The organism is Catalinimonas alkaloidigena, assembly GCF_029504655.1.
Taxonomy (GTDB): domain Bacteria; phylum Bacteroidota; class Bacteroidia; order Cytophagales; family Cyclobacteriaceae; genus Catalinimonas; species Catalinimonas alkaloidigena.
In genome coordinates this window covers 416931-440875 of the sequence record NZ_JAQFIL010000001.1, presented here as the reverse complement: position 1 = coordinate 440875, position 23945 = coordinate 416931, and the positions used below count along the sequence as shown (strand labels likewise).

23 protein-coding genes are annotated in these 23945 nt (G+C 41.6%); 10 read left to right on the top strand and 13 right to left on the bottom strand.

Annotated elements, in window-relative coordinates:
- Positions 1–100: 100 nt before the first annotated feature.
- Both OKW21_RS01840 and OKW21_RS01835 read left to right on the top strand, forming a co-directional pair.
- Positions 101–1291: a proline dehydrogenase family protein gene (locus tag OKW21_RS01840; protein WP_277476688.1), complete on the top strand. Its 1191-nt coding sequence runs from the start codon at positions 101–103 to the stop codon at positions 1289–1291.
- Between the two features lie 114 nt (positions 1292–1405).
- Positions 1406–2497 (top strand): sensor histidine kinase, encoded by a 1092-nt coding sequence (locus tag OKW21_RS01835; RefSeq protein ID WP_277476687.1) that lies wholly within the window; start codon positions 1406–1408, stop codon positions 2495–2497.
- A 3-nt stretch (positions 2498–2500) separates the two neighbouring features.
- Here the strand turns inward: OKW21_RS01835 and OKW21_RS01830 are convergent, their stop codons facing one another.
- From OKW21_RS01830 to uvrA, 3 genes are all read right to left on the bottom strand, one after another.
- Entirely contained in the window at positions 2501–2935 is a 435-nt protein-coding gene (locus tag OKW21_RS01830; RefSeq protein ID WP_277476686.1) for a hypothetical protein, read from the bottom strand.
- 24 nt (positions 2936–2959) lie between these two features.
- A complete protein-coding gene (accD, locus tag OKW21_RS01825; RefSeq protein WP_277476684.1) occupies positions 2960–3802 on the bottom strand; it encodes an acetyl-CoA carboxylase, carboxyltransferase subunit beta in 843 nt (280 codons plus the stop codon).
- Between the two features lie 109 nt (positions 3803–3911).
- Positions 3912–6755, bottom strand: a complete 2844-nt coding sequence (gene uvrA, locus OKW21_RS01820) for an excinuclease ABC subunit UvrA (protein WP_277476683.1) — start codon at positions 6753–6755, stop codon at positions 3912–3914.
- 180 nt (positions 6756–6935) lie between these two features.
- On the opposite strand from uvrA, the gene OKW21_RS01815 reads away from it, so the two are divergent.
- The 6 genes from OKW21_RS01815 (at position 6936) to OKW21_RS01790 (ending at position 12495) form a co-directional block, all read left to right on the top strand.
- Positions 6936–8480, top strand: coding sequence for a hypothetical protein (locus tag OKW21_RS01815; RefSeq protein ID WP_277476681.1), 1545 nt, complete (start codon positions 6936–6938; stop codon positions 8478–8480).
- Positions 8481–8557: 77 nt separating this feature from the next.
- Positions 8558–9214 carry a PKD domain-containing protein gene (locus OKW21_RS01810; RefSeq protein WP_277476679.1) on the top strand — a complete coding sequence of 219 codons (657 nt, stop codon included), beginning with the start codon at positions 8558–8560 and terminating at the stop codon, positions 9212–9214.
- Positions 9215–9515: 301 nt separating this feature from the next.
- Positions 9516–10115 (top strand): RNA polymerase sigma factor, encoded by a 600-nt coding sequence (locus OKW21_RS01805; RefSeq protein WP_277476677.1) that lies wholly within the window; start codon positions 9516–9518, stop codon positions 10113–10115.
- Positions 10090–10335, top strand: coding sequence for a hypothetical protein (locus OKW21_RS01800; RefSeq protein WP_277476676.1), 246 nt, complete (start codon positions 10090–10092; stop codon positions 10333–10335). The genes OKW21_RS01805 and OKW21_RS01800 overlap by 26 nt, the downstream gene beginning before the upstream one ends.
- Positions 10336–10337: 2 nt before the next feature.
- Positions 10338–11012 carry an endonuclease III gene (gene nth / locus OKW21_RS01795; protein WP_277487595.1) on the top strand — a complete coding sequence of 225 codons (675 nt, stop codon included), beginning with the start codon at positions 10338–10340 and terminating at the stop codon, positions 11010–11012.
- Positions 11013–11070: 58 nt separating this feature from the next.
- Positions 11071–12495, top strand: coding sequence for a DASH family cryptochrome (locus OKW21_RS01790; protein ID WP_277476674.1), 1425 nt, complete (start codon positions 11071–11073; stop codon positions 12493–12495).
- A 51-nt stretch (positions 12496–12546) separates the two neighbouring features.
- Here OKW21_RS01790 and OKW21_RS01785 read toward each other — a convergent pair whose 3' ends face one another.
- The 3 genes from OKW21_RS01785 to OKW21_RS01775 form a co-directional block, all read right to left on the bottom strand.
- Complete coding sequence (locus OKW21_RS01785) at positions 12547–12999, bottom strand: cytochrome B (protein ID WP_277476673.1); 453 nt, start codon at positions 12997–12999, stop codon at positions 12547–12549.
- Between the two features lie 533 nt (positions 13000–13532).
- Complete coding sequence (locus OKW21_RS01780; RefSeq protein WP_277476671.1) at positions 13533–14480, bottom strand: YihY/virulence factor BrkB family protein; 948 nt, start codon at positions 14478–14480, stop codon at positions 13533–13535.
- Positions 14481–14697: 217 nt separating this feature from the next.
- Positions 14698–15279: a DJ-1/PfpI family protein gene (locus tag OKW21_RS01775; protein WP_277476670.1), complete on the bottom strand. Its 582-nt coding sequence runs from the start codon at positions 15277–15279 to the stop codon at positions 14698–14700.
- A 206-nt stretch (positions 15280–15485) separates the two neighbouring features.
- On the opposite strand from OKW21_RS01775, the gene OKW21_RS01770 reads away from it, so the two are divergent.
- Positions 15486–16853, top strand: coding sequence for a TrpB-like pyridoxal phosphate-dependent enzyme (locus OKW21_RS01770; RefSeq protein ID WP_277476669.1), 1368 nt, complete (start codon positions 15486–15488; stop codon positions 16851–16853).
- A gap of 83 nt (positions 16854–16936) precedes the next feature.
- On the opposite strand, the gene OKW21_RS01765 is transcribed toward OKW21_RS01770, so the two are convergent.
- The 5 genes from OKW21_RS01765 to OKW21_RS01745 are packed head-to-tail and all read right to left on the bottom strand — an operon-like array spanning position 16937 to position 21175.
- Complete coding sequence (locus OKW21_RS01765; RefSeq protein WP_277476668.1) at positions 16937–17809, bottom strand: hypothetical protein; 873 nt, start codon at positions 17807–17809, stop codon at positions 16937–16939.
- Complete coding sequence (locus tag OKW21_RS01760; RefSeq protein ID WP_277476667.1) at positions 17806–18885, bottom strand: glycosyltransferase family 4 protein; 1080 nt, start codon at positions 18883–18885, stop codon at positions 17806–17808. The genes OKW21_RS01765 and OKW21_RS01760 overlap by 4 nt, the downstream gene beginning before the upstream one ends.
- Positions 18886–18940: 55 nt before the next feature.
- On the bottom strand, positions 18941–19120 hold the full coding sequence (locus OKW21_RS01755) for a hypothetical protein (RefSeq protein WP_277476666.1): 180 nt from the start codon (positions 19118–19120) through the stop codon (positions 18941–18943).
- On the bottom strand, positions 19117–20010 hold the full coding sequence (locus OKW21_RS01750; RefSeq protein ID WP_277476665.1) for a hypothetical protein: 894 nt from the start codon (positions 20008–20010) through the stop codon (positions 19117–19119). The genes OKW21_RS01755 and OKW21_RS01750 overlap by 4 nt, the downstream gene beginning before the upstream one ends.
- A gap of 1 nt (position 20011) precedes the next feature.
- Positions 20012–21175: a glycosyltransferase family 4 protein gene (locus tag OKW21_RS01745; RefSeq protein WP_277476663.1), complete on the bottom strand. Its 1164-nt coding sequence runs from the start codon at positions 21173–21175 to the stop codon at positions 20012–20014.
- Between the two features lie 249 nt (positions 21176–21424).
- On the opposite strand from OKW21_RS01745, the gene OKW21_RS01740 reads away from it, so the two are divergent.
- Positions 21425–22099, top strand: a complete 675-nt coding sequence (locus OKW21_RS01740; protein ID WP_277476661.1) for a class I SAM-dependent methyltransferase — start codon at positions 21425–21427, stop codon at positions 22097–22099.
- 14 nt (positions 22100–22113) lie between these two features.
- Here the strand turns inward: OKW21_RS01740 and OKW21_RS01735 are convergent, their stop codons facing one another.
- A complete protein-coding gene (locus OKW21_RS01735) occupies positions 22114–22983 on the bottom strand; it encodes a phytochrome family protein (RefSeq protein ID WP_277476660.1) in 870 nt (289 codons plus the stop codon).
- Positions 22967–23893: a hypothetical protein gene (locus OKW21_RS01730; RefSeq protein WP_277476659.1), complete on the bottom strand. Its 927-nt coding sequence runs from the start codon at positions 23891–23893 to the stop codon at positions 22967–22969. Before OKW21_RS01730 ends, OKW21_RS01735 begins: the two co-directional genes overlap by 17 nt.
- Positions 23894–23945: the final 52 nt, after the last annotated feature.

Genomic DNA, 23945 nt, shown 5'->3' with positions numbered 1-23945 from the left:
TTTTGTTTTAGGGTAACAGTATCCTTTGGAAAATAATTGCCTGTACTAAAAAAAGCAGTTGGGCAATGCTCAATGTTCTTAATTTCAAATCAAGCTCAGAATGTTCGCTGTACAACCGGTTTCTTTAGATAATACAGAGATTGCTTTTTCCTACAAGTCGGATGAAGAATTGAGGAAGACTTATCTGATATTTTCTGCGATTAACTCACCCCTATTGACAAAAGTAGGCACAAAGTTGGTGAAAATTGCCTTAAAATTAAAACTACCTATACACGGTATTTTACGTAAAACTATTTTCCAGCAGTTTTGTGGAGGAGAGACTATCCATCAGTGTGAGCCCACCATTCAGCGCCTTGCCTCTCATCATGTCAAGACCATCCTGGACTATTCTGCTGAAGGTGAGAAAACGGAGAAAGGATTTGAAAAAGTGACCCGGGAAGTACTGGCCGCCATAGCCAAGGCCAAAATCTCAGAACACCTGCCTTTCTGTGTATTCAAGCTAACAGGAATAGCCAGTACCAGGCTATTGGAGAAAGTGCAGGCTCAGCACAAGCTTAGTTCAGCAGAACAGGAAGCCTTTGAGCGTGTAAGACAGAGAGTAGATACGCTATGTAAAGCCGCTTATGAGGCACAGATAGGTATTTTTATTGATGGAGAAGAGAGTTGGATACAGGAGGTAATTGACGACCTGGCCGAAGAAATGATGGCCCGGTATAACCGTGAACGTGTTACGGTATTCAATACCTATCAGATGTACCGCAAAGATATGCTCAGTAATTTAAAACTGGCTTTCCAGAGAGCAGTAACTCATCAGTATTTTCTGGGAGCCAAGCTGGTGAGAGGGGCTTATATGGAAAAGGAACGCGAAAGAGCGGAAGAGGAGGGCTACCCTGACCCTATACAACCCAACAAACAGGCTACCGATGATGACTATAATAAGGCATTACTTTATTGTATCAATAACAAGCAGCGTATCGCTTTGGTATCCGGTTCTCATAATGAGTACAGTAATCAATACCTGGTACTCCTGATGCAAAAACACAGTATGTCTCCTTCCGACTCGCGGGTTTATTTTTCTCAGCTCTATGGGATGAGCGATAACTTATCTTTCAATCTCGCACATGCCGGCTTTAATGTTACGAAGTATCTTCCCTATGGTCCAATTGATGCAGTAATGCCCTATTTATTCAGGAGAGCGGAAGAAAATACCTCAGTGGCAGGACAAAGTAGCCGCGAGTACCGGCTCGTAAAAAGCGAGCTGAAAAGAAGAAAAGCGGCGCATCAAAAATAAGACTTAAGCAAAGTATGTTTTAATGACAAATAATTGGCTTTTTTCTCTGGTAAACGTATTGCAATAATATGATTGGAAATAAATTTGCGTTTCTATTAGTAGAGCAAGCTAAGTATGCCTAAGAATTTTTTTTTCACAAAACGCGGAGTTTATATACTCACTTACTTACTAGTAGCATTTATTACCGTCATAGACCATCAAACAGGCTATGAGGTCTCTACTTCTATTCTATATCTTTTACCCATTTATTATATTGCTTCCAGCAGGCTTACCAGTAAACGTGCGGTGCTCATTATTGCCGCAGTATGTAGTTTATCCTGGTTTAGCATTGAGCTTATCACCCGTCATCCTTATTCAAGTGCCTGGATATTGTACTGGAATGCTTTGGTACGGGCAGGCATCTTTTTTTCTATCGCTATCTTTGTGAATGCATTAAGCAGAGAACAGCAAAAACTGAAACTGGCAAACCTGGAATTACAGAGGCTTAATGCAGAGAAAAACAAATACATCGGTATCACTGCCCACGACCTGAGAAGTCCGGTTGGCAATATTTACAACCTCTCCGACCTTATGCTGGACCCCAAGAGCAGTGCCAACCTTACAGTAAGCCAGCAGGAGTTTCTAACTTTAATCAACAAGACCAGTTATAACGCACTGAGCCTCCTGGATAACCTTCTGGATGTAGCTCAAATTGAAGCAGGAACGCTGAAAATCAAAAAAGAAAAGCATGATTACCTGGAGTTTATAAGAGAGATCATAGCAATCAACCAGCATATAGCTACTAATAAAGAGCAGAAAATCGTCTTAGAGAGCGATAATTCTGAAGTCAGCCTGGAATTTGACAGATCCTATCTGGGTCAGGTATTGAACAACCTGCTGACAAACGCCCTGAAATATTCTTTTCCTAAAACTGAAGTCAAAATTAAGGTAAGTATTAATGGACAGTATGCTAAGACAGAAGTAATAGACCAGGGTATGGGAATTAGAGATCAGGACAAAGACAAAATCTTCCGCCCTTTTGAAAAAGCACAGAATGTGCCAACCGGGGGCGAACGCTCCAGTGGATTGGGCCTGGCAATAGTAAGAAAAATCATTGAAGCCCATCAGGGTGAAATAGGCTTCAGCAGTACCTATGGCACAGGTAGCATATTTTACTTTTTTCTTCCATTTCAGCCCACCCAACTACCAGATAAGTCAGCACTCTAAGCCTCAGGAAAGTCTTTCCTTCAGGTTTTTGTAAGTCTCTTCTACTGAAATATTATTCGCCTGATTACGGCTTATCACATCCAGAATCACATCAACTGTATCCGGAGCATAACCCAGCTTAAGTACCATTTGCTTAGCAATAATCAGCTCTTTGTTATGCACTTCTTCATCTACCAGGATAAGGTTGATCATGTAAAAAAGCGTAAAAAAGCTTTCTCCTGAAGGAGGCTTGAGGTATTTAATGTCTCCTTCGACATACTGATCCCGTAACTCATTTACTCTTTCACGGGTTAACCCAAGCTTATCACCTAAGCCGTGAATGTATTCCATTTCTACTTCATCCAGGTCATCATCCGCCAGGGCCAGATGAAACAGCTGACGAATAAAATCTTCTTCACGCGCTCTTTTTCCGGGGCTGAATAGGTTCCAGAGACTCATAAACAGTATATAAAAGGTGAATAATTAATTTTCCAGCATTTTAAGCAGAGTAGTCAACTCCGACTTTAGATTTCTACGGTCAACGATAAAATCCAGGAATCCATGTTCAAGCACAAATTCTGAACTCTGAAAACCCTTAGGCAGGCTCTTACCAATCGTCTGCTCTATCACCCTGGGCCCGGCAAAGCCGATTAGTGCTCCTGGCTCAGCAATATTAAAATCACCCAACATAGCAAAAGAAGCCGTAACGCCTCCGGTAGTAGGGTCAGTAAGTAATGAGATATAAGGTATCTTTGCCTCAGAAAGTAAGGCCAGCTTGGCAGAAGTTTTTGCCATTTGCATCAACGAAAAACCTGCCTCCATCATGCGTGCTCCGCCCGACTTTGAAATCATAAGGAAAGGCACTTTATGATTGATGGAATAATCTATGGCTCTGGCTATTTTTTCTCCTACTACTGATCCCATAGAGCCCCCGATAAAGCTAAAATCCATGCAGGCAATGACTATTTCAAGTCCGTTCATTTTCCCATGCGCAGAGCGAAGCGCATCTTTTAGTTGGGTTTTTTCCTGTGAATCTTTAATCCTCTTTGGGTATGGCTTACTGTCTACAAAATTTAGTGGGTCTGCAGATTCTATCTTTGCATCAAGCTCAGTAAACTTGTTGTCATCAAAAAGCACCTCAAAATATTCATTAGAGCCTATACGAACATGGTAGCCATCTTCCGGAACTACATAAGCATTATTTTTCAGTTCCCGGGTATGTATAATCTTTCCTCCCGGAGTTTTGTACCATAAGCCGTCAGGAGCTTCCTTCTTTGCTTCAGTAGGTGTCTGTATACCCTTATCTTTTCTTCTAAACCATGCCATATTTACTGCATTTTGAAGATCCTGTCTTTCAGGATCCTACTGTTTTGGGGCTGCTAAGTTATTGAGAATTTTGCTATTCCAAAAAATTTATAGAAGAAGCTAAACTACTTCAAAACTTGTTCTTTAAATACTTCGCTGTATAGTTATCATCTATTTTAATCATTTCTTCAGGTGTTCCTGAAAAAATAAGCTTCCCACCCTGCTCACCGCCTTCCGGCCCTAGATCAATGACCCAGTCCGCACTTTTGATTATTTCCATATTGTGCTCAATGATTACCACACTGTTACCTTGTTCTATCAACGCACTGATAGCGTCCATCAGCTTACGAATATCGTGAAAATGCAAACCGGTGGTAGGTTCATCAAAGATGAAAAGGATATGCTCCTGCTGACTGCGAGGCGTATTACCTTTGCCCAGAAAAGAAGCCAGCTTCACTCTTTGGGCCTCTCCTCCACTTAATGAGCTAGATGATTGCCCTAACCTTACGTAGCCCAAACCGACATCCTGTAGCGGCTGAAGTTTGTTGACGATCGTATTTTGCTCAGAAAAGAATGCTACGCTATCATCTACTGTCATGTCCAACACATCGGCAATATCTTTACCCTCATACTTCACTTCCAGTATTTCTTTTTTAAACCTCTTTCCCCCACAGGCCTCACAGGTAAGGTGAATATCCGCCATAAACTGCATCTCTATCTTCACTTCTCCCTCGCCCTGGCAGTTTTCGCAGCGCCCACCATCCACATTAAAAGAGAAGAAAGCCGGCTTGTACCCTCTTTGCTTCGCCAGTGGTTGCTCCGAAAAGAGCTGACGGATGCCATCATAGGCTTTCACATAGGTCACTGGGTTAGAGCGGGATGACTTTCCAATTGGATTCTGGTCCACAAACTCTACCTGGCTTACTTTCTTGATATCACCTTCCAGTTTGTCAAACTTTCCGGTAGTCTCATTGACTGTACCGAAGATCTTGCCTAGCGCAGGATAAAGTATGCTCTTGATCAGCGTAGATTTACCGGAGCCACTAACACCGGTCACCACAGAAAGTACGCCCAGTGGAATATCTACATTGATATGCTTCAAATTATTTTCACGTGCCCCCTGTATACTAATCTTATACTTAAACTTACGCCTCTGCTTGGGCACAGGAATACTATCTCTGCCACTCAGATAACGCGAAGTATGTGTATTGGCATGACCGTTCTGTTTCTCCAGGTCCTTAATGGTGCCCTGAAAAACGAGCTCTCCTCCATGTGAACCTGCATCCGGCCCGATGTCAATAATTTGATCGGCAGCCCGCATCACTTCTTCTTCATGCTCTACCACAATCACAGTATTTCCCAAATTACGTAAGGTTTTGAGCACTTCTACCAAACGTGCAGTATCACGAGGGTGCAGGCCAATGCTAGGCTCATCCAGAATGTACATAGAGCCTACTAGCGCACTTCCCAGCGAAGTAGCCAGCTTGATGCGCTGGTATTCCCCGCCTGAAAGCGAACTGGTCAGGCGGTTAAGCGTCAAGTAGCCCAAGCCTACTTTATTGAGGTATTCCAACCTGCTTCTGATCTCTTTTAGGATGCGATTAGAAACTTTAATATCATGTTCGTCAAGCTGCAAACGTTCAAAAAAGCTGATCACCTGCTCTATCTGCATCAGCACCAGTTCGGTAATGGCGGTACCATCAATTTTCACGTAGGAAGCGTCTTTGCGAAGGCGAGTTCCCTTACACTCAGGGCAGATGGTACGTCCACGATAGCGGGAGAGCATCACTCTGTATTGAATCTTGTGCGTTTTAGACTCCAGGTATTTGAAAAAAGCATTCAACCCTTTGAAGTATTGATTACCTGTCCACAGCAATTCTTTTTGTTCTTCGCTTAAGTCTACATAAGCCCGGTGGATAGGGAAGTCAAATTCTATTCCATGCTTGAGTAAAGATTCCAGCCACTTCTTCATGGAATGGCTGCGCCAGGGAGCAATCGCTCCTTCATACACAGAAAGGCTTTTGTCGGGAATAACCAAATCAGCATCTATGCCCAGTACCTTACCAAAACCTTCACAAGTACGACAGGCTCCATATGGATTATTAAAGGTGAAAAGGTTGACACTGGGTTCTTCAAACACCATCCCATCCTGCTCAAACTTATCAGAGAAATGATGACGTTGTGTACCTTCTCGTCCTACGATATCTACCTGACAAATACCTTCACCTTCAAAAAAAGCTGTTTGTACGGAGTCGGCAATCCTATAAGCCAGATCCTGATCATCCTGTCTTACGGAGGCACGGTCTATCATAATTTTGATTTCCGCATCAGTATATGCTTCGGTGTTCTTTTCCAGCAGCTCTTCTATGAAGAGTACCTCATCATTGACCATGATACGGGTGAAACCTTTTTGCATCAGAATATTCAGCTCATCTTCCAAAGGACGATCTTCCTTTGGGTGCAGTGGACAAAGCACCATAAGCTTGGTACCATCCGGCTGGCTAAAGATAAAGTCAACAATGCCACTCACTGTATCACGGCTTACCAGATTGCCACTCACCGGCGAATAAGTTTTGCCGATACGGGCATACAACAGCTTGAGGTAATCGTAAATTTCGGTAGTTGTTCCTACTGTTGAACGGGGATTGCGGGTGTTCACTTTTTGTTCAATGGCAATTGCCGGGGATACACCTTTGATATATTCTACTTCCGGTTTTTCCATTCTTCCCAGAAACTGCCTCGCATACGAGCTGAGGCTCTCTACATACATGCGCTGGCCTTCAGCGAAAAGGGTATCAAAAGCCAGTGAAGATTTACCGGAACCTGACAGGCCGGTCACCACTACCAGCTTATTGCGGGGAATGGCTACCGTCAGATTTTTCAGATTATTGACCTTAGCTCCTTTGATCAGGATAAACTGCTTAGGATCAAGGTCTTCAATACTATTATTTTTAGAAATACTAGCCGTGCTCATAGGCCTGCAAATGTACTATATTTTATCGTTATCAAATAGTGGATATTTCTCTTCCTCACAACAGGAAAGTATGCTCTATTCCACAAGAGCACAAAGCAAGGAAAGGTTCTGATTTGTTCATTTTTTTGTTTACAATTATCTCATAAAAGGCATAAAGACTTAAACACAAACCCCATAATCATGAAACTACTTCAACGCTCTGTATTTATTTCCAGCTTAATTTGTTTCTCCTCTTTTTGCCTGCTGGCACAGGATGCTGCTATCAGTGATTACATAAATGTCAAGAATGATGAAGACCTTCATATCATCGGGGGAAATAGCAATGGTTTTTTTGTAGGGCTTACTGAAGACTACTACTACAGTGGCACAGGAAATAAGCAAGTGGTGTCCTATTACGATATAGCTGGTCCAAATGAAGTAAAATCGGTAGTAATGAAGCAGGAAGACCGTTCAAGAGACTATTTTTATACCTTTTCGTACAAAGATCAACTACATACGCTTTCGCATGACACCAAAGAATCTGACGATGGACTGTTTCATATTTATCTGAACAGCTACAATCAACAAATGGAAAGTGTGGGCCAAGAAAAAGACCTGGATCAGATTTATCCCTATATTTTTACTTATGATGTAAGTTCGGCATTCCGGAGCTTCTTCTCCAATCAGTTTGGTAAAATGCGTAAGGGACTATTTATTACCCCCAAAACCAATGCTGCCGAAGATAAACTGGCCCTCTTTTTTGACTTCAACTATTTTTCTTCCACCGTTGCCAATTTTCAATGTGTGGTACTCAACGAAAACCTTGAGGAAGAATGGTCAAACATAATAGATCTGCCTACTGAGGGAAGCAACTTACTGCTGGAAGACTATGCCCTGGCTAACGATGGAAAGCTTTATATTCTTATGGCTTCTTTTGAAGATGATAACTTTAAGAAGTCTGCCAATGATTTTGAGTATCTTCTATATAGCTACGATCCTGAGAGCGGAGAGGCGAGTAGCCTGGATTTTGATTCGCAGGGGAAGTTTGTCATTAATATGGGTTTGGCACTCAATGAAAATCAACAACCGGTACTGGCAGGAGTTTATGCCAATCCGCAAAACAATGACATTGAGGGAGGTATGATGATCAAAGTGAATGTGGAGGGTTCCTCCCAGGTTGAACAGTTTGCTTTTGATAAGGCGGTAATGAAAGACATCAACGAGAAGGAAGACAAAGAGCATGCAGAAGAATATACTGTAAATAATATGGTGCTGGAAGATGACGGCAGCCTGGTGTTTTTTGCTGAATCGTACAAGCGAGGCCCATTGCTTAAGCCTAAACTTAGTCTCAGTGCCTTCAATCCGGTAAGTGCGGATGTTGAGATGGGCGATATTTACAAAAAAATTCTCGCAGTCAAGATTGCTCCAGACCAAAGCAGCAATTGGGTAAAAATCATAGATAAAAATCAACGTTCCAGTGAGTCTAAAGACATTTATGCTTCTTATGCATTTGCCTATGACGATGCGTCCTACTATTTGCTGTTCAATAACGATATCAAAAATGCTTCAGACATTTCTCTGGTTACACTTCAAAAAGAAGGTGACATAAGCCTAACCACCTATATGGACAGAAGTGATTACCGTGTTCGCTTAATTCCAGCCTATGCCAATATGCTTGAGCCTGGACTACTTACTGTTCCTGTGGAAAAATCCGGTAAGCAGGGGATACTGAGGATAAAGTTCTAGCATTCTCTAAAGAAAAAGTCAGAAAAAATCCCTATCTTATACATCTAAGGTTTAGATTTTTGTAAAAACAGGTGTATATGTATTATCAAAAGTTGGGCTTCTTGCTTTTGCCCTTCCTCTGCTTTATCCGTTGCAGTTCGGATGAAGATATTCCCGGCTCACCCCCCATAGCGGATGCTGGTGATGATGTGGAAGTTCCCCTGGATTTAGCGGGAACTCTTGCACTAAGTGGGTCCGGCTCTTCAGATCCGGATGGTGACCAGCTTACTTACCAGTGGACTCTCAATTCTCAACCTGATGGCAGTACGGCCACACTTAATAACGATGAGGAGATGAATGCTTCTATTACCCCTGATGTAGAGGGTATGTATGAAGTTAGTTTGTCTGTGGATGACGGTAATCATCCGCCTGCACGGGACAATTTGAGTATCAATATTTTACCTCCTACCGGAGGGCCACCCGTGGCAAATGCTGGTGAAGACCAAACCGTACAGGTGAATACTACCGTAACTCTCGACGGAAGCGCTTCTTCTGACCCTGATGGCGATGTGCTTGCCTATGAATGGATTTCTAATACTACTCCGATAGATGTGGAAGTGACGCTTAACGATGCTGATAAAGAGATAGCTACTTTTGTACCAACTGCTGCTGGACTATATAGCTTTCGGCTAAAAGTTACAGATCCCAGCGGCAAGTCTGATACCGATAATATTGATATTAGCGTGAATCAATAACCAGCGTTCATGGTTATTAAGTAATAAACTGACAATCAGAATATTATGATTATTGATGTTCTTAAAACTTTTTTCTAAGAATAAAAAATATTAAAAAAAAGTTATTGCACCTGTAGAGCAAATTTTGTAAAATATGTAAGATTATGCTTTTATTCTTACTTTATTTCAATTGAGAAAATAAAAGTTGCATATTATTTGCTACTTTTTTAGATTTGAAAAATGTGCCTATAAATTTTGATGTTCCATTCTTAACCATAGACAATATGAGATAAACTTCTACGTTAACTAAACAATTGGATTAATGAAGAAGTATTCAGTCAGCGACAGCAAGCTAGTTTCTCAGTACAAAAGAGGAAATGAAGCAGCTTTTGAGCAGTTAGTTAACCGTCACAGGTCAAGAGTTTTTACTACTATATACCTGATTGTAAAAGACGAGTCTGTGGCAGAAGACATATTGCAAGAGACTTTTATCAAAGTGATAAAAACGATAAAGTCAGGTAGATATAATGAAGAAGGTAAGTTTTTACCATGGGTCATGCGTATAGCCCATAACTTATCCATAGATTACTTCCGAAAGAACAAAAGGTATCCAACGGTAGTAATGGAGGATGGAAAAAGCGTGTTTAATACTTTGGATTTTTCAGAAGACTCTGCTGAGTCTCTGCAAATCAGGAAAGATACACATGCATTATTGAGACAATTGATTAAAGAGTTACCCGAAGCACAGAGACAGGTACTGACAATGCGCCATTATATGGACATGAGTTTTAAAGAGATTGCAGATGCAACAGGGGTCAGTATCAACACAGCTTTAGGGCGTATGCGTTATGCACTCATTAACCTGAGGAAAAACATGCAAAAACATAATATAGCCTATGATCCAAACATTTACCCTAGATGATGTAGTACGCTTTCTTTATGATGAAATGAATGAAGATGAAGCGCACAAGTTTCAAGAATCCATGCTGCTTGATAGTGAGCTCATGGATGAATATCAGCAAATGCTGATTGTGAAAAGCACGCTCGACAGCAACCCTGTCAGAGAAGAGCCGCGCCAATCTTCAATTGATAAGATCCTGAATTATTCCAGGTCTTATAACTTGCAGATGGCTGAAGAATAATGATGAACAAGAAGGAGCGTTTTCAGGCTTTCGTTCATCATTTTGCTGAAACGAAGCCTGAGCCGCAAACAGAATTAAGCTACCGTAACCCTTATGAGTTATTGGTAGCTGTTATTTTAAGTGCCCAATGCACTGATAAGCGTGTCAATATGGTGACGCCTTCTCTTTTTAAAAGCTATCCAGCGCCTGAAATACTTGCTCAGGCTACATTTGATGAGTTATTTCCCTTCATTAAAAGCATTTCCTATCCAAACAACAAGACCAAGCATCTGATTGGCATGGCCAAAATGCTAGTTGAACAATTCAATAGTGAAGTACCGGAAACCGTCGAAGATCTACAAAAACTCCCCGGTGTAGGCCGAAAGACTGCTAATGTAATCTCCTCTGTAATATTTAACCAACCGGCCATGGCGGTGGACACCCATGTTTTCAGAGTATCCAAAAGGCTTGGGTTAGTAACTCAATCTGCCAAAACACCCCTAGAAGTTGAAAAACAGCTCATACGGCATATACCTGAACAATACATCGGTAAGGCTCACCACTGGCTCATCCTTCACGGTCGCTATGTCTGTATCGCCAGAAACCCAAAATGCGCTAAATGTGACCTCACGCATTTTTGCAGGTTTTTTTCAAAAAAATTTGCACGTTTAGATAAATCATCTACACAAAAAGTCTAAACTATAGCTCCTTTCGCCTGTTTATGTTTAATATTATTTTATAATAATTAAACAATACATGCACCGCAATATAATAGTTTGGTTTAGAAATGATTTGAGGTTACATGATAATACATGCTTGCATCATGCCATCCAAAAATCTGATTTCATCTATCCGGTATACTGTTTTGACCCAAGACAGTATGAAGAGACCGAAATTGGTCTTCCCAAAACAGGTTCTTTCCGTGGTCAATTTATTTTAGAGTCTATCCGTGACCTCCGGCAGAACCTTCAGAATATAGGCTCAGACTTAATCGTAAGACAAGGGCTACCTGAAAAAATTATACCCTTACTTGCCAAAGAGCTGAATGTAACTGCTGTTTATGCTAGCAGAGAAGTGGGTTCGGAAGAATTACAAGTAGAGCAATCTTTGGAGACCGCTTTACATAGAGAAGGCATTAATCTAGAGCTTCATTGGCAGGCTACCCTTCTACATATAGATGAAATCCCATGGCCTGTTAAGAACATTCCTGATACATTTACCCAATTTAGAAAGGAAGCAGAGCGAAGCACTGTTGTTAATAAAGCGCTCCCTCCTCCTCATGAAATGTACGCTTTTGATGGCGTCAAGACGGGTAGTATTCCCTCTTTGGATGAGTTGGGTTTAAGTGAGCCTCCTAATGACAAACGGGCAGTGTTGAAATATATTGGAGGGGAAACGGCAGGCCTTGACCGCCTACATGATTATATCTGGAATAAGGATCAGCTTAAAGTTTACAAAGAAACCCGCAATGGACTCTTGGGTGATGCATATTCATCCAAATTTTCTGCCTGGTTATCCATTGGAGCTTTGTCACCACGTAAAGTGTATGAGGAAATTCAAAAATATGAGCAGGAGCGTGAGAAAAACAGCTCTACTTACTGGCTCTTTTTTGAACTCCTATGGAGAGACTACTTTCGATTTATGGCAAAAAAATATGGCACCCGTATTTTCAAAGTTGAGGGCATACAGAAAAAAGAGATAGAATACTATAATGACTTAGTGACATTTGAGCGTTGGAAACAGGGAAGTACTGGTATACCATTCATTGACGCTAACATGCGTGAAATCAATGCGAGTGGTTATATGTCTAATCGGGGAAGACAGAATGTAGCGAGCTTCTTAGTCAAAGACCTGAAAGTCAATTGGACATGGGGAGCATCTTACTTTGAAACACTGCTGATTGATTACGATGTCTGCAGTAACTGGGGTAACTGGAACTACATTGCAGGAGTGGGCAATGACCCACGTGAAGGCCGCTATTTTAATATTATGAGTCAGGCACAACGCTATGATCCTCAGGGAGAATATGTCAGACGCTGGATACCTGAGTTGTCTGAACTGAAGGGTAAAAAAGCACACTTTCCTGCAAGGCTGGAAAAGCAAAATCTTGACTACGCTAAAGTCAAGTTAGGCACCGATTACCCCAAACCTATAGTGGATTTTGATAAGTGGATGTATTAAAATAAAAAAAGACAACTTTCTTAAGTTGTCTTTGCTTTTTTGCGGTAGTTTTTAAAACCAAGGCCTGGCAACGCTACTAAACGGCCAGGGTATGGAGATTAATATCAGAACTAAGCCAATGAGATAAAAGATGGCTACTCTCTTATGCTTAGTAACTGCTTCTGCTGCTTTCTTGGAGGAGGAATATCCTATAGTGATCAGAATAATAGCAATAAGCATTACTACAAAGTGTTCTACCCCCCAGAATCTGAGCATCGCATTTTTCATGGCAGCACCAAAATCAGCATATACCTGATCTACAATCGGGCTGACAAAATATAGAATAAGACCAATAAGTAATTGAACATGTGTAGCAATCAGCGTGAATAGATAGATTTTTTTATCTCCTGATTTGAAATCCTTATTCTTTTGCCAATTTATCAAGGCCTTGATTACAGCAATGACCAGTAAAATAAGTACGATATAACGAAGTGTAGAGTGTAAATGAAGAAGTCCGGTATACATAAAATTTATTTTTGTGAGTGTAAGTTTAGTTCATACATGACACAGAAAATGATCTGTAAAAAGTAAAGAATAAACCCGGAAATAAGATAAGGGTAAACCCTGAAGTTAATTCAGGGTAAATGTAATAAAAGACTTGAATCAATTAGCAGGAAAGATAAAAAAAGCGACAGTAGGTGGATACTGTCGCAGTGACGCTGTCTCAGTGACGCTGTCGCAAAAAAGCTATTTGTTAATTTACTTAAGCAGCTTTTGGCAGTCGTTGACTTTTGTTTCCTTTAGGATCAATAGGTTTTACACGAGTTTCTCCCTTCTTAATCACCAGGTAAAACATCAAGCCGAGAATATACAAAGACCCACCCAAAAAAAGGGCTAGTACTAAGTAAGATAAGATTGCAATCATTTTTTATATCGTAATAATATTTACTCCATATACAGCCTAACACTACAAAAAGTTGCACATCAAATAAATAAAATTTCATGACTTTTCTCTGCTTATTAAAGTGGTATGAAAGCCAACAATATAAGGTGATTACCTAACTCTCTTCCTGTTTCACTTCTCTTTCTATCTCTCTCTTTACCACTTTTACCGCATTCTTTTTAGGGCGGATTGCCTTACCTATTCTTTGAGAATAAGCTTTGGTGAATTCGGCCCCAATCAGAAATATCACTGCTGAGTAATAAATCCATATCAGTATAATGACCAAGGAGCCTGCTGCTCCATAAGTGGATGAGAAATTACTGTTGCCCAGATATATACCTATAAGCTCTTTACCAACAACAAAGAGAACGGTAGTAAAAATTGCCCCTACCCATACATCTTTCCATCTTACTTTAGCATCTGGCAGGAGCTTAAACATAATAGCAAACACCACTGTCACAATTGTAGTGGAGACTACTTTACTGATAACCTGTAGTAAATAAACAGTATAATCCGAAAATATGCGTGTCAGTATATCTTCAAAACTATCCAGCAGAGTATCTATCAAAATAGAAGTGATCAGGAGCATGCCCAGCAGGATGACCAAAGCAAAAGAAAACAAACGATCTATGATAAGTTTAAGCCAGCCTTTCTGGGGCTTGGCGCGTACTCCCCATATCTCATTCAATGCGAGCTGAATATTCACAAATACCGTAGTAGCACTGAAGGTAAGGGTAGCTATACCAATAATGCGCGCAATGTAGCCAGCTTCATCAATTGCTGCGTTTTTAATGATGTTTTGTATTTGCTGGGCACTCTGGGTACCCACGAAGTCTTCTATGTAGTAAAAAAGCTGGTTTTCCGCTGCCTGCTCTTCAAAGATGGTTCCGGCAATCAAGAGCGTAAAAATCAAAAGCGCCGGCATGGAAAAGATCATATAAAAGGCAATAGAAGCCCCATACAGCATAGGATGGTCATGCTGAAAGCCTTTGACAATATCTCCAATGATTTTGAAGACCAATGTCTTTTTTAGCCTCTTCCATTTTTTCCTTAAGAATTTCATAAAAGCTTCCTTAACAAGGTTTTTTAACCTCAAATGTCAGATAAGGTTATTGTTTATCGTGTATATTATTTTCGGAATGAGAAGGTGAAAATACAACTATTCAGTTTAGTAAGGTCAATGGGTTAAGAAAAATCATAGAAAGCGGCATATTCAATTACAGCTGATTATCCACTCAGAAGACGCAAAGAAAAGCCGACTCAAATAAGCCGGCTATAGATTAAAGCTCAATTCTGGTTCCCAGCACTTTTAAAAACTCAGCGATAAAGGCGGAGTGGCCGGGCCAGGCGGGAGAAGTGATCAGTTTTCCATCTACCACCGCATCTGTCGCAGGAACATCCACATACTCTCCTCCTGCCATGCTTACTTCCGGACCTACTGCAGGATAAGCGGTCAATTTCTTACCTCTTACAACATCAGCAGCAGTCAGTATCTGAATTCCGTGGCAAATGGCTGCGATAGGCTTGTCAGCTTCAGCAAAATATTTGGCAGTCTCAATTACCCTGGCATCTAACCTGAGGTATTCGGGAGCGCGACCACCGGCGATCATCAGTGCATCATAACTCTTGATATCAATTTCGTCAAAAGTAGCATTTAGCGTGAAGTGATGTCCCTGTCGCTCTGAATAAGTCTGATAGCCATCAAAATCATGTATGGCAGTCATGATAGTGTCACCCTTTTTTTTATTTGGGCAAACTGCATGTACTTCATGGCCTACCATATTCAGCATCTGGAAAGGCACCATAGTTTCGTAGTCTTCGGCATAATCACCGGTTAGGAAGAGAATCTTTTTTTTAGCCATCTTTTTTTAAAATTTTAAAGTAAAAAGTTCATGAAATTGAGGTGCAGAACAAGGCTGCACGCTAATAAATAACTAACGGACAAAAGATAGGATGAATACTAAAAATACGCTTTTTTTGAGGCCATTTTTTTTCTCAAAATTCAAATTACTTATTTTTAGAAGCTTGTATTAACTGCAAAGCAGTCACGTAAACAAACCTTTATATCATGCTAGAACAAAGAAAGATTACCCTGGAGGAAAAGGAAATGCCTGAGCATTGGTACAATATTGTAGCCGATATGCCTAATAAGCCCTTGCCTCCGCTCAATCCAGCTACCAAAGAACCTATAGGACCTGATGCTCTGGCCCCACTTTTCCCCATGGAATTGATCAAGCAGGAAGTGTCAGCTGACAAATGGATAGAAATCCCTGATGAGATTAGAAATCTTTATAGCATTTGGCGTCCTACTCCTCTATTCCGTGCACGTGGGCTGGAAAAAATGCTGGATACCCCCGCTAAGATATATTATAAATATGAAGGGGTAAGCCCTTCCGGTTCGCATAAGCCTAATACTGCTATTGCGCAGGCTTACTACAATAAGCAGGAAGGTGTAAAAAGAATTACTACCGAAACCGGTGCCGGCCAGTGGGGCAGTGCGCTAAGCTTTGCCTGTCGTCACTTTGGAATTGAATGTGAAGTATACATGGTGAAAATCAGCCACAATCAGAAGCCCTACCGTAAGCTGATGATGAATACCTGGGGCGCCAATGTTATCGCTTCTCCCAGTGACAAAACTGAAGCAGGAAGAAAAATCCTGGCCAAGAACCCTGACTCTCCAGGTAGCCTGGGTATTGCGATCTCTGAGGCAGTAGAACGCGCTGCTATGGATGAGGGCACCAAATATTCACTGGGTAGTGTGCTCAATCATGTGCTTATGCACCAGACTGTGATCGGACAAGAAGCTATTAAGCAAATGGAGAAAGCGGGAGATATGCCGGATATAGTAGTGGCTCCTTTTGGTGGAGGTTCAAATTTTGCGGGTATCGCTTTTCCTTTCATGCGTCTCAATTTTGAAGAAGGCAAAAATATACGCTGCATCGCCAGTGAGCCTGCTTCCTGTCCCAAGCTCACCAAAGGAGTATTCCGTTACGATTTTGGTGACACTGTCGGTATGACACCCCTCCTGCCCATGTTTACCCTTGGCCATAATTTTGTGCCCGCTCCAATCCATGCCGGTGGTCTCCGCTACCACGGAGCAGGTGTGATGGTAAGTCAGTTACTGAAAGATAAGCTGATGGAAGCCCGTGCCCATCATCAGCTGGAGTGTTTTGAGGCAGGCGTTAAATTTGCCCAGGCAGAAGGCATAATACCTGCTCCTGAAGCTAATCATGCTATCGCCACAGTGATTCAGGAAGCAGAACAGGCCAAGCAAGAAGGTAAATCCAAAACCATTCTGTTCAACCTCTGCGGGCATGGTAATTTTGACATGGCTGCCTATGAAAATTATCTGTCCGGTAATCTGGTAGAACACGAGTTGACCAATGAGGAAATCCGATCTTCACTGGCAGAGTTGGATACTCCGGAGATTAATTAATTACAAATTTCAGATTGAAAACCAAGTAAGCTTTTGGGATTTGTCAGGTTCTATGTAATCTGGCAAATCTCAATTTTTTATTTTTACGCCTTCCATATTCTGACACGCATAAACTGATCATCAAAGCGGCGGGGGAAGGGCATACAGCGGTGCTTGTCCCTGAAATGTTTTGCCTGCTGCATCAAATTGAACCCTCCGGCAGTCACGATTTTATCTACATGCACAAAAAGCCCGTAGGCGGGAAATAGTGAAAGGTGCAAATCTAACTGCTTATCATCTACTTTACTCTGGCTGCAAAGCACAAAAACCGGCGATGTCTGCTCAGCTTTTGCCACATCTCTGGCATAGTGCAACAAAGCTTCTACTTCTTCCGCGGGCTCTGAGTGTACGACCAACCAAATGTCTTTACCTTCTTCTTTCCATTGCTGAAATTGAGTCAGTATTCCACCTGGCACTTTCGCTTCAGGATACTGGAGCTTCACCTCAACTGTATTTGGTGATAATAAGGGCAAATAGCTTTGTTGTTCAGGATGCCAGTCATCTACTTTGTAGAGAGTATCAAAGCTCTTAAAAACCGGCTGTTGATAATTTGGCCAGTTGAGATAGCGCCCGACATAATGTAGCTGTGCCGGCTTGCTAATTTCAAAATTCCATTCGCCCATGATCCCTTCAGGAAAAGTATCCAGATAGATTTGGTCGGGCACATTATCATTGACCCAATTTTTCAGATAAGCGCTCAACTTCTCAAAACGCTTAAAAAAAGATAATGGAATAGGTGCTATTCTTAACGCTCTCCATTTTTCTTCCATAAAAGCAGCCTGCTCCATTTGATAGATGTCTCTGTCTGCAAGCATTACTATGGTGTTGTCTATGTTAAGGTCGGGCCGGGTGTGGATGAAAGCGATGGCTCTGCTTAAATGCCCCAGTCCCCCGCCTACTGCATAATACAGCTTCACGGTCTTTTTAGCGTTTGATGAAAAATTTCCAGGTAATTGGCAACTTCCTGCTTATGGTTGAAACGTTCTTTGATGATACGCTGACACCTAGCTGCTTTCTGCTGCTTTGCCTGTTCGGGAGAGCTGTACCACCATTTCAACGCACGGGCAGCATCCCTGACATCACCAGCATGGAACAAGCAAGCTAACTGTTCTTCATCATTTATCAATACATCTTTCATCCCATCTATGGCTGAGGTGATCAGAGGAACACCCAGGCTCCCGGCTTCCAGCATCACATTAGGCATACCATCATAGTAAGAAGGGATAGCAATGGCATCACATGCGGGGTAATAGCCCAGCAGTTCATAGCGATCCAAAAAGCCCAGGGAAGAAAAGCGAATAGCGGGTTCTTCTTGCAGGGTTTCTAATAATGTATCTTCTACATTTCCCACCAACAACAAATGCAAGTGGTCTGTCAAGCTGCTCTTACGAATGGCCTCCAGGAAAAAGGGAACGCCCTTCTTAGCCTTCAGGTCACCAAAAAGGCCGATCACTTTTCTATCAGGTGCAATTTCTTTTCGCCACTGCATAGCCTTTTCAAGATCACTAGAACTAAGTCGCCAGTTGGTAGTATCAATCCCGTTTGGTGTATAAAAAACTTTATGCTCAGGGAAAAGTCGTTGTATCTTAATGACCTTATCCTGACTTACCGCTCCTATAGCTGCCGACTGTTGGATAGCCCTTAGCAGAATAGGCTGCCTTCTTGTTGAAAACATAGCCGCATCAAAATCATTACCCCGGAAGAGTGTGACCAGAGGAGTCTGCATCCATGTGGGATAGACAGAAGCAGCCAGTATTGGTAAGTTTCCCCCAAAAGCCACAAGATGAGAATACAGCTCTTTTTCTTCACTCAGCTTATTCCAGAGCTTGTTGAGCGTATGGGCAGCATCTACCTCAAACGGGCAAGCCATATACCTGCCTCTCTTCTGTACCTGCCACTGGTAAGCTTTTTTGCGCTGAGAAAAATGGATGATATCTATCTGCACGCCTCCCTCCCTCAGATGATGCACAATACGGTCGCAGGACTGTGCCATGCCTCCCCGATTAGGGAAATAGTTTTCGCTAAGCCAAAGTAAACGTAACCCCAATTTAACTATCCAGATAGGTTAAAGCCTCCTCATCTTCATCAAACTCCAGCAGATGCTCTTCATCAAAAGCATCGTAGTCATCTTCAGAAAACAGTCGCCCTCCGGCAGCCCGTTTTTTTACACGTTTGTATGGATCTTTTTCTTCTCCGTCTTCATTAGGAAACATCTCATCCTGATTCATGATGCTAGGGGTTGAATGGGTTCTACTTGCTTGTATGCAGAAATTAGTAAGCTGGTAAAGTATTTCGGGCTCATGCTTTTGAAATAATCTCCGTGAAGGTTAGGGTGATATTTAGACAGCTGTTTGCCTTTCAGACTGATCATATAAAATTTTTCGGTTTCTTCAATGCTAACTCCTTCCGACACATCTTCTGCCAATTGGTATTTTGCCTTAGGCAAGACCAACTTAGCTTTGAGAAGATGCTTGTTTTTATACTTCGTCTTGCGTTTGTTTTTATGATACTTCACTCCCCTGCGTTCTCTTACGATATCTTCATTTTCCCAAATGAGCAATGCCCCATCGGCCAGGGGAACCTTGGCAGTAAGCCAGGAAAGGCGGAAGAATGTGGTCGTAATCTTTTGATAACGTTTATTAGCAGGCCTGTCATCAACTTCCTGGCTGCTTTGGTATTGTTCATCAGTAGGGATTCCCAGGTTGATATCCAGTTCTACTTTATGACTTTTGCGTACTTTACTACTAAGCAATTTCAGGCTGGGAATCACGAAGAAACGAAGCTGATTCCCTACATCCAGCTTCTTAAACTTCAGATGCAGCCATAATGCAGTGCCAAATAATAAAACAAGCAGAAAAGCTAAGAAGAAGGCAAATACAACTCCATTTATCATCAGGATAATGAGAATAAATAATGGAAATGCCATAGAAACCATGACCAATACCAAGCCTTGCCTCGCCTTATCGGCATAACTGTCCATCAGGGCAATATGGCTCAGCTTCTTATTCCACTCTCTTATCGTATATTTTCCGCTGACTTTTCGGTCCTGCAGTATTTCTTTTTCTTCATCGGTCAGCCTTCGGTAAATCCGGTATGCGTTAATAGAATTTTTAAACATGTTACATGCGATGGTTGATGATAGTTTGGTACAATTTTGTCAACTTAGCCTGCTGCTCTGCCCAGCCAAATTGGCTCTCCACTTTCAGGCGAGCACTTTCTCTTAACTTACTATTTTCTTCAGGATAGTCCAGTAAAATTCTGATGGCTCTGGCCAATTCGGCAGGTCGCTCTGCTCTCACCAGTTTAGCGTTTATGTCATTTTGTAATAACTCACGAACCACCGGCAGGTCAGAGGCAATTACCGTAGTACCACAAGCCATAGATTCCAGAATCTTTAGAGGACAACAACCCTGTTCCAGATTGCGGCTACATTCTTTGAGGGGAGCCAATGAAAGTTGAGCATGTTGTACATAAGCCCACAACTCTTCCTGCTCGAGCCCGAATTTCCATATCACTCGCTCTGCTACACCTAGTTTTTCAGCCAGTTTGCGATAAGGTTTTACAAAATGACGATGGTGCGCCGCGCAAATCATAAGCTTGAGATCGCTGAAATCCTGCAGATAAGGTAAGGTCCTGAGCAATATATCCATACCCTGCCAGGGCTGTAGAGCGCCAAAATAAATAAGGTACTGCTCGGGCGCATCTTCCGGAGATTTTAAGGTGGGAGGTACAATTGCTCCATTCGGAATCAGTGTGATTTTTGTGTCAGACACTCCTCTATTTAGCAAATAATGCTCAATTACTTTTGAAGGTACCACAATATGGTCTGCATGCTCCAGACAATGCTGCTCCAAGTGGTAAATCTTGTGCAGCGTAGCCTCTGGCAGCTCTGCGTAGCGGTAAGGCAATTCTATGGATGGCAAACCATTGACTTCAAAAACAGTAGCGTATTTATGCTCCTGTTGTAACAGTGCCATGCCACTCCAGATATCCCGAAAATGCACTATTTCCAATTCAGGCAAAGCATTCCTCAGGTCTGTAAGCTGTTCAGCAAAAGCCTCAGCTCTATGTAAATAATTTCTAACCTGCAGGTTAAATCGCTCGTAGCCAATGTTACCATCTACCTCAGAAGAAGGCTGATCGTAAGTACCGATTGTATAAAGTACCCCTCCATTCCACTGCCGAAAGAGTGTTTCAGAAAAATAGCGAATATGGGTAGCCGCTCCTTTGGGAGAAGGATAAGGGTCAAAAGCGGCATACAGGGCACGGTACTGCTGATCCATGAAACCCAATATTAGAAAAGCCTTATCATTTTGCAAACTGATATAAGCCTAATTACCTTAAGTAAGTTGACACTATTAGTTTAAATCATTGCTTTGTAGCAAGATACTCGCTTCAGTTTCTAACTGAAGTGGACAAATGAAGCAAAGTCTCAGACTTTACCTTCATTCATGATTTCAGTCTTGAAGACTGAAACCAGTTTTAGTTTAATGTAAATAAGTCTTCATACTTACTATATCATACACTTGCTTATGAAGATACCAGAAGAATCCTTTGTACTCCATAGCTGGAACCAGAACGCGAAGCGCTGGAATAAGCTCATTGAAGAAAACAGCCTGGAAAGTCGTCGGCTGGTTACCAATCAAGCAATTATTGATGTCTTGCTATCGCTTGGCTGTAAAAAAATACTGGATATTGGATGTGGAGAAGGGTGGCTGGTAAGAAGCATGAAGAAAGAGGGGGTTGAATGCTGGGGAATAGATGGTAGTGCTGAGCTTATCAAGCTGGCGAAAGAAAAAGGCAGCGGTACTTATGGGTGTATGAGCTATGGAGATATTGTTTCCGGTAGCAAAGTGAATGGCTCCCCATTTGAAGCTGCTATATTCAATTTTGCTCTTTTTGATGAGAGCACTACTGCTCCACTACTACAAAAGGTACGCAAGCACTTAACTACTGAAGGAAAAATGGTCATCCAAAGTCTACACCCTGATGCTATGCCAAACAGTAAAGTAAGCCGCTGGGAAGCTGATGTCTGGCAGAACCTTCCAGGAAATTTTAAGGATTCCTATCACTGGTATTTGAGAAGTATAAAAGACTGGAAAAAACTTTTTGAGCATTGCCAGTTGAAACTGGAGAAAATCCATGAGCCAATCCATCCGCATACGCATGTTCCACTCTCGGTGATTTTTGTGCTTTCTCCTGCCTGAGCAAGCGAAACGAATTAAGAAACGGTCTTATTGATTTGTTTGATAATCTCATCAAGTTCTTCGGCACGCTTTTTAATAATTTGGGAAAGATGATTAGGAGCCCCGGAATCAATTTCTTTCATAAGATCACTTAAACCAATTATACGGCAAAGAGGCCCCCTTAGATGATGGGCATTAATATAAGCATACTCAGCAAGTCTACGGTTTTTTTCCTGCGTATGCTCTACTTCCATTACTACCATTTGCTCGAGCCTACTATTCAATAGTTGAATTTCAGTCTGTTGAATAGCCAACTCATCATTTTTCCTTATAAGCGCTGTATCCAAAGCCTTCAACTCCTCATTCTTCCTGACAATCCGATTACGGTATGCAACAAATTTTTGTTTAAGAACCAGGGTTAGAAAAGCGACAAGCAAGGCGTGTAATAGAAAATCAAGTAACTGGGTAAGCTCAGAAGGATAGATAGTGGTATCGTATGCCGGCAAAACCTGAGCGTAATCCAGATAAAGCAGGGCAACAATCCAGATAAAGAAAAAAGAGGATGACTGTAAGCGCAACTTTCCCGGGCAGCAAATGACAATCATCATCATCAGGAAAATAGCATTATAAGGCATTGTGCTATTGAAGCCACCAAAAAATAACCATTCAAAAGTTAAAGAAAGAGCCGCAATCATGATTACCCAATAAGGATTGATATGATGAGGTGCCTTATGGATGCTTTTATACAGTACTAAAGCATACAGACTTATAGTCACTATGTTTTCTATCTGGGTAATCCACACATATTCTGTAAACAAAAAATCATAGCCCAGCTGTATAAGTTGGTAGCAAAGGCTACAATAGATAAATATTCTTAATATAGGTTGTTCAATGCTTGCTTTCATTCTGCTCTGGAGGAAGAGAAGTGATTGTGAATTGCCGTTCTGAATAAATGGATTCTTTTATTGAGTCCAACACCTTGTATATATCATCCATAGACTTTTTTAGCATTTCCTGATAGCGGTAGGGATAAGGAGTACCTACTTGCTGAATCACTTCGTGGAGGTTTTGAATAGGAAGCTGGATTTTGTTAGTGTGCTGTTCAATGTACTGCTGCAGTGCCCTGTTCCTTTGCTCATGATATGCTTTACTCTCCTCAACTTTCTGTTTCAGTTGATGATTCATCTGGGTTAACTGTGCTTGCTGCTTACTAAGCTTCACATTTTTTATACTTACCAGCTTTACTTTTTTCTTTAGCTCCTCATGTTTGGCTTTCAGTTTTTTGTCTTCTTCTTCTATGAGCATCTGTAGATATGCGACCAAAATAGTTAAAGCGACTAGTGTATACAGGAAATTATCGTAACCCCGGGAGTTACGCACGAAGAGGAGATAAAATAGGGAGTTTTTGACGTATACGCTGTAAGAAAGATAGATAACAATAACGAAAGAGATCACTAGCAGGCTTCTTTGCCATCGGCCATCATATAGCAAGCTAAGTAAAACCATTAACGCAAAAAAATTATACTCCGTGCTACCTTCCACACCACCCGAGCGTACAAATAACAGCGAAATCAAAAGCACCAAAAGGACACCCAGCAAAGGATGAATATGTGTAAAGGACTTGTTTCTAAAAGCGAAAATAGTTACCGCTGTAAAAACACATAGTAATATGGAGTCTATCAGGATTCCCTGCCAGGACACTTCTCCTATCAGATCTTGCACAGTCCCTAAGAGCGTTCGCACAAGCGCTATCAAAAATAAAGTGAGTAGCACTCTTGACTCAAATGACCGGTTGGAAGAATTATTATGCAGCATAACTCATGCGTAGGGCTTTCCTAAATTAGAAAAATATTTTACCTATAAATAC

What these genes read in the sequence shown, in the direction of transcription:
- OKW21_RS01840 (WP_277476688.1), top strand. Translation starts at nt 101, where the DNA reads ATGTTCGCTGTACAACCGGTTTCTTTAGATAATACAGAGATTGCTTTT.
- OKW21_RS01835 (WP_277476687.1), top strand. Translation starts at nt 1,406, where the DNA reads ATGCCTAAGAATTTTTTTTTCACAAAACGCGGAGTTTATATACTCACT.
- OKW21_RS01830 (WP_277476686.1), bottom strand. Translation starts at nt 2,935, where the DNA reads ATGAGTCTCTGGAACCTATTCAGCCCCGGAAAAAGAGCGCGTGAAGAA.
- accD (WP_277476684.1), bottom strand. Translation starts at nt 3,802, where the DNA reads ATGGCATGGTTTAGAAGAAAAGATAAGGGTATACAGACACCTACTGAA.
- uvrA (WP_277476683.1), bottom strand. Translation starts at nt 6,755, where the DNA reads ATGAGCACGGCTAGTATTTCTAAAAATAATAGTATTGAAGACCTTGAT.
- OKW21_RS01815 (WP_277476681.1), top strand. Translation starts at nt 6,936, where the DNA reads ATGAAACTACTTCAACGCTCTGTATTTATTTCCAGCTTAATTTGTTTC.
- OKW21_RS01810 (WP_277476679.1), top strand. Translation starts at nt 8,558, where the DNA reads ATGTATTATCAAAAGTTGGGCTTCTTGCTTTTGCCCTTCCTCTGCTTT.
- OKW21_RS01805 (WP_277476677.1), top strand. Translation starts at nt 9,516, where the DNA reads ATGAAGAAGTATTCAGTCAGCGACAGCAAGCTAGTTTCTCAGTACAAA.
- OKW21_RS01800 (WP_277476676.1), top strand. Translation starts at nt 10,090, where the DNA reads ATGATCCAAACATTTACCCTAGATGATGTAGTACGCTTTCTTTATGAT.
- nth (WP_277487595.1), top strand. Translation starts at nt 10,338, where the DNA reads ATGAACAAGAAGGAGCGTTTTCAGGCTTTCGTTCATCATTTTGCTGAA.
- OKW21_RS01790 (WP_277476674.1), top strand. Translation starts at nt 11,071, where the DNA reads ATGCACCGCAATATAATAGTTTGGTTTAGAAATGATTTGAGGTTACAT.
- OKW21_RS01785 (WP_277476673.1), bottom strand. Translation starts at nt 12,999, where the DNA reads ATGTATACCGGACTTCTTCATTTACACTCTACACTTCGTTATATCGTA.
- OKW21_RS01780 (WP_277476671.1), bottom strand. Translation starts at nt 14,480, where the DNA reads ATGAAATTCTTAAGGAAAAAATGGAAGAGGCTAAAAAAGACATTGGTC.
- OKW21_RS01775 (WP_277476670.1), bottom strand. Translation starts at nt 15,279, where the DNA reads ATGGCTAAAAAAAAGATTCTCTTCCTAACCGGTGATTATGCCGAAGAC.
- OKW21_RS01770 (WP_277476669.1), top strand. Translation starts at nt 15,486, where the DNA reads ATGCTAGAACAAAGAAAGATTACCCTGGAGGAAAAGGAAATGCCTGAG.
- OKW21_RS01760 (WP_277476667.1), bottom strand. Translation starts at nt 18,885, where the DNA reads ATGGCACAGTCCTGCGACCGTATTGTGCATCATCTGAGGGAGGGAGGC.
- OKW21_RS01755 (WP_277476666.1), bottom strand. Translation starts at nt 19,120, where the DNA reads ATGAATCAGGATGAGATGTTTCCTAATGAAGACGGAGAAGAAAAAGAT.
- OKW21_RS01750 (WP_277476665.1), bottom strand. Translation starts at nt 20,010, where the DNA reads ATGTTTAAAAATTCTATTAACGCATACCGGATTTACCGAAGGCTGACC.
- OKW21_RS01745 (WP_277476663.1), bottom strand. Translation starts at nt 21,175, where the DNA reads ATGGATCAGCAGTACCGTGCCCTGTATGCCGCTTTTGACCCTTATCCT.
- OKW21_RS01740 (WP_277476661.1), top strand. Translation starts at nt 21,425, where the DNA reads ATGAAGATACCAGAAGAATCCTTTGTACTCCATAGCTGGAACCAGAAC.
- OKW21_RS01735 (WP_277476660.1), bottom strand. Translation starts at nt 22,983, where the DNA reads ATGAAAGCAAGCATTGAACAACCTATATTAAGAATATTTATCTATTGT.
- OKW21_RS01730 (WP_277476659.1), bottom strand. Translation starts at nt 23,893, where the DNA reads ATGCTGCATAATAATTCTTCCAACCGGTCATTTGAGTCAAGAGTGCTA.